Source organism: Vulcanococcus sp. (genome assembly GCF_044369115.1).
In the GTDB taxonomy this organism is placed as follows: domain Bacteria; phylum Cyanobacteriota; class Cyanobacteriia; order PCC-6307; family Cyanobiaceae; genus Vulcanococcus.
This window is the reverse complement of sequence record NZ_JBIPMN010000284.1, coordinates 1-4,691: the sequence shown is the minus strand read 5'-3', so window position 1 is coordinate 4,691 and position 4,691 is coordinate 1. Positions and strand designations below refer to the sequence as shown.

The following is a 4,691-nucleotide window of genomic DNA, read 5'->3' as shown; positions in this document are numbered from 1 at the left end:
TCTCCACCCCGAAACCACGGGCGCGCTGCACGGCTTTGTCCAGCACTTCATCCGCCGGGGACTTGCCGCCGCGGGATGGGGTGATGTCCTGACGGCTGATGTGGATGCCGGTGAGGCTGGCGCCGGGGGTATCACGCACCAGTTCACAGGCGAGCCGAAGGGCGTCATCCCCCACACCGGTGCCGTCCACGGCCACCATCACGCGGTTGATGTGGCGCACATAGAGGTCGTCGCGCACCAGCAGCATCGGCCGCGTGGAGAGCTGGAACACGTATTGGCTGGCGCTGTTGCTCAGGATGGATTGGAGGCGCCCCAAGCCGCGGGAGCCCATCACAATCAGATCGGCATTGAGCTCATCGGCCACCTTGAGCACGGTCTGCTTGGTGTCGCCCTGGCGGATGATCGTGTTCACCTCAGCCGGGTTGAGCCCGAGGCGTTGCACTGCTTCGGCCACGATGCCGGCTGCCTTCTGTGAGTGCTCCGCGTAGTTCTCGCCCGCCTGCTCCGACACCACGTGCAGCAGGTTGATCCGGGCCTGACGCACGGCAGGGATGTCGCGCAGCATGCGCACCATCTCTTCAACATGGCCCTTGCCGGAATCGGCGATCAGAAGGTTGCGGAACACAGCCGTTGCAACGCGCTGGGGCAGCCTATGGCTGATCCGCCACGGCGGACCAACCGCAGCGAACACCGTGACGGAGCAACAACAACCGCAGCCCTGGCGACTGATCCGGCGGGTGCTGCCCCAACACACCGACCACGCCGGCGTGATGTGGCACGGCGCCTATCTGAGCTGGCTGGAAGAGGCCAGGGTGGAAGCCCTCAGTGCCGCCGGGCTGGCCTACGCCGATCTGTCGGCCGAGGGCCTTGAACTCCCGGTGGTGGGCCTCTCCATCCAATACCGCCAGGCCCTGCTGCACGGCGAGGAGGTGTGCGTGAGCAGCTGGGTGTTGCCGCGTCAGGGCGTGAAGCTGCCCTGGCGCAGCCAGTTTGTGAAGGCCGACGGCAGCGTGGCTGCCGAGGCCGCCGTGGAGCTGGTGCTCGTTGACCTCTCCGGCGGACCGGGGCAGCGCAAGCTGATGCGGCGCCTGCCCGTCAGCCTGAGCGAAGCCGTCGAGCGGCTGCAACAGGGCGCAGCCTGAGACCCGCCCCTCTCGCTATAGTACTCGCGTACTAGCAAGGATGGGCGTGTGGGAGTCGTGGTGCAGGCACCGTTTGCGTCAACCCGCGCATCCAGTGCAGCAGGCGGTGGGGGATCCGGTGGTGCACTGGCCCGGAGGCGGATGGAGCGCGGGCACGATCCGGCTGTCGAGCAGCAGCGCCTGTGGCGCTTGGTCTGGTCACGCTGTCCTGGCATCGGCTGGCAGCGCCTGGAGCGGCTCGAAGCAATGCTTGGCAGCCTGGCGGAGGCCTGGAGCGCCAGCTCCGAGCGGCTTGAGCATGCCCTCAGCGGCCACACCCGGCTGCACAAACGGGAACTTGAAGCGCTCGAGCACTACCGCAGTAGCCACGGGCCAGCGCCGATCAGCGATCCCGCCACAGCTGCCCAGCGCCGGCGCTGGGCGCAGCCGGCGCGTCTGCTGCCGAGCGACCTCACCTATCCAGAAGCACTCCTCAAGCTGGATCGCCCGCCGCTGCAGCTGTTCTGGCGGGGGCAAGGATCACTCTGGCGCGCCCTGGGGGAGAGCCAGGCGGTCGCGGTGGTGGGCACACGCCGGCCCTCGCGCCATGGCCTCACGATGGCGCGGCTGATCGGCCGAGCCCTGGCCGATGCCGGCTGGCCGGTGGTGAGTGGGCTGGCCGAAGGCATCGATGCCGAAGCCCACGGCGGCTGCCTCGAAGCCGGAGGCAAACCCGTGGGTGTGCTGGGCACACCACTGAATCGCGTCTACCCGCGGCATCACACACATCTGCAGGCCGAGGTGGCAGAGCAGGGCCTGCTGGTGAGCGAACTGGCGGAGGGCACCCCAGGCCGCGCTGGGCATTTCGCCCTGCGCAACCGCCTGCAGGTGGGGCTAGCGCAGGCGCTGGTCCTGGTGGAGTGTCCGGCTAGCAGTGGCGCTCTGCATTCGGCCCAGTTGGCCTGGGAGCTGGGAATGCCGATCTGGGTGGTGCCCGCCGATGCAGGCCGAATCAGCGCTGCCGGCAGCAACCGCTGGCTTGGGCAGGGCGCCACACCGTTGATCAATCCAGCCGATCTGATCAACAGCCTGGGTGCAGGGCCGATCAGGCAGGCCCGCCGCAGCAGCGCGTCAACAACCGTGGCTCCCCTGCTGCAGCGCGAGGCGGCCCTATTGGCAGCCCTGGGAGCAGGCGCATCGCTGGATCAGCTCTGTGATCGCCTGCGCCAGGCCCCCGCTGTGATGAGCGAGCGGTTGCTGCGGCTGGAGCTGGCCGGGGTTCTGCGCAGTGAACCGGGCCTGTGGTGGCGGCCCTGCTGAGCCGCCTCTGCCTAGGGTTGAAACATGGCCAACACCGTTGCCGCAGCTGAACTCCTGCAGTGGCGGCGCACGCAACTGCAGGCCGGTGGCCAGGCCAGTCAGTTGGATTGGCTGCTGGATCTGGAGGGCGGCATCCGCTGGCAAACCCTGCAGCAACTGCGCCTGCACCCAGATCGAGCCGTGCCCCTGGCAGCGCCGCTCACGCGGCTTGAGCAGCTTTGGCAGGAGCACCTGCACCGAGGCACTCCGCTCCAATATCTGGTAGGCCGCTGCCCCTGGCGGGATCTGGAGCTGGAGGTGGCACCCGGTGCCCTGATCCCCAGGCAGGAAACAGAGCTGCTGATTGATCTGGCGACAGACCTCATCGCTCCAACCCTCCCGCCGCAGGATGGAGCCAACCCTTGGCTGTGGGCTGATCTGGGCACCGGTTCCGGCTGCCTGGCGCTGGCCCTGGCCCGGGCCTGGCCAGGCAGCAAAGGCTTTGCGGTGGATCAATCACCGCAGGCCCTCGCTCTGGCCGGGCGCAATCTCCAGGCGTATCCGCTCGAGGCAGCCGTGGAGCTGCGGCAGGGCAGCTGGTGGGAACCGCTGATCGATTCCGCCGGAACGCTCAATCTGGTGGTATCGAACCCTCCTTACATCCCCACCGCCGTCTGGGCGGAACTGGAAGCAGGCGTCCGGGATCACGAGCCCTCGCTGGCACTCGATGGCGGCGGTGACGGCCTTGATGCAATCCGAAGCATCGCGGCCGGCGCCAAGAGCCACCTGGCGCCGGGAGGTTGGCTGCTACTGGAGCACCACCACGATCAGAGCAGCGCGGTTGTCGCCCTGCTGATTGCGGCTGGCTTAGAGCAGGTGCAGCCGCATCGCGATCTCGAAGGGGTGTTGCGGTTCGCCAGCGGCCGGCGCCCAGGCGCTACACCCTGAAGCAACGCATCACGCCACCATGACGAGCCTCAGCTGCAGCCCCAGCGCGCTGGCCGCACGGCTGCTGGCAGGCGAGGCCGCCATCTTTCCAACAGACACACTCCCAGCCCTGGCCAGCCGGCCCGAAGCCGCCAACCTGCTCTGGGAGCTCAAACAGCGGCCACGGCACAAGCCCGTGATCCTGATGGCGGGCACAACCAACACCCTGCTGCCCTGCCTCGGACGCCCGATCGAACCGGCCTGGCAGAGCATGGCTGAGCGCTACTGGCCTGGAGCCCTCACCCTGGTGCTGCCAGCGCAAGGGCCTTGGCTGGAGCAGCTCAACCCAGGCGGTACAACCCTGGGCTTGCGGCTGCCGGCCTGCCCGGCAGCGCTAGAGCTGCTGGCCCTGAGCGGCCCGCTGGCCACCACAAGCGCCAACCGATCCGGTGAGCCGGCCTGCCTCGATCACCAAGAAGCGGCGGCTCGCTTTCCTCAGGTGGCCCAACTCGGCCCAGTGCCCTGGCCCGCACCCTCGGGGCAGGGCAGCACGGTGATCGAGTGGTTGCCGGAAGGTGGCTGGAAACTGCTGCGAGCCGGTGCTGTGATGCCGCCAGAGCTGAGCACCCACGGCCCCTCGGCATGACCGCCCTGATCCTGCTGATTGCAGCGCTACTGGGGTTCAACCACTGGCTGCTCGAACCCGCGGTGCAAGCGAGCAGTGATCTGCTCGAGCTGAAGCTGCTGCCCTGGCTGGTGCTTGGCGTTGCCGCCTGGTTGCTGGCCGGGCGAACTGGCGAAGGCTGAGCGACAACAGGGGTGAACCAACAACGAAAAAGCCCCCGGCCGGAGCCGGAGGCTGATGTCGTCCCTCGAAGAGGGCAAGAGGTGAGAGGAAGCGGCTGAAGGAATCAGCCGCTTGGGATCAACCGAACTTGCCGGAAGTTGAGGCGATCAGGAAGGCGGCGTAGGTCACGAAGTAGCCCACCGTGAAGTGAGCCAGACCAACCACACGGGCCTGAACGATCGAGAGAGCCACGGGCTTGTCGCGCCAGCCCACCAGGTTGGCGAGCGGGGTGCGCTGGTGAGCCCAGACGATGGTCTCGATCAGTTCCTGCCAGTAACCGCGCCAGGAGATCAGGAACATGAAGCCGGTGGCCCAGATCAGGTGACCGAACAGGAACATCCAGGCCCAGACGGCGAGGTTGTTGCTGCCATACGGGTTGTAACCGTTGATCAGCTGAGAGGAGTTGAGCCACAGGTAGTCGCGGAACCAGCCCATCAGATAGGTGCTGGATTCGTTGAACTGAGCCACGTTGCCCTGCCAGATGGCGAGGTGCTTCC

Annotated in this window: 6 protein-coding genes and 1 pseudogene; 5 read left to right on the top strand and 2 right to left on the bottom strand. The window is 67.4% G+C overall.

Going from position 1 to position 4,691, the window contains the following annotated elements; translation table 11 throughout:
- On the bottom strand, window positions 1-625 hold a 625-nt coding region (locus ACIQ2E_RS15050), incomplete at its 3' end, for a universal stress protein (protein WP_398332296.1).
- 67 nt (window positions 626-692) lie between these two features.
- Here ACIQ2E_RS15050 and ACIQ2E_RS15045 point away from each other — a divergent pair.
- From ACIQ2E_RS15045 to ACIQ2E_RS15025, 5 genes are all read left to right on the top strand, one after another.
- Window positions 693-1,142: an acyl-CoA thioesterase gene (locus tag ACIQ2E_RS15045; RefSeq protein WP_398332294.1), complete on the top strand. Its 450-nt coding sequence runs from the start codon at window positions 693-695 to the stop codon at window positions 1,140-1,142.
- A gap of 141 nt (window positions 1,143-1,283) precedes the next feature.
- Complete coding sequence (locus ACIQ2E_RS15040) at window positions 1,284-2,441, top strand: DNA-processing protein DprA (RefSeq protein WP_398332292.1); 1,158 nt, start codon at window positions 1,284-1,286, stop codon at window positions 2,439-2,441.
- Between the two features lie 24 nt (window positions 2,442-2,465).
- A complete protein-coding gene (gene prmC, locus ACIQ2E_RS15035; protein WP_398332290.1) occupies window positions 2,466-3,368 on the top strand; it encodes a peptide chain release factor N(5)-glutamine methyltransferase in 903 nt (300 codons plus the stop codon).
- A 19-nt stretch (window positions 3,369-3,387) separates the two neighbouring features.
- Window positions 3,388-3,993 (top strand): L-threonylcarbamoyladenylate synthase, encoded by a 606-nt coding sequence (locus ACIQ2E_RS15030; RefSeq protein ID WP_398332288.1) that lies wholly within the window; start codon window positions 3,388-3,390, stop codon window positions 3,991-3,993.
- Window positions 3,990-4,154, top strand: a complete 165-nt coding sequence (locus ACIQ2E_RS15025) for a hypothetical protein (RefSeq protein ID WP_296364948.1) — start codon at window positions 3,990-3,992, stop codon at window positions 4,152-4,154. Before ACIQ2E_RS15030 ends, ACIQ2E_RS15025 begins: the two co-directional genes overlap by 4 nt.
- Window positions 4,155-4,272: 118 nt before the next feature.
- On the opposite strand, the pseudogene psaB reads toward ACIQ2E_RS15025, so the two are convergent.
- Window positions 4,273-4,691, bottom strand: a pseudogene (gene psaB, locus ACIQ2E_RS15020) (photosystem I chlorophyll a apoprotein A2); the annotation flags it as partial.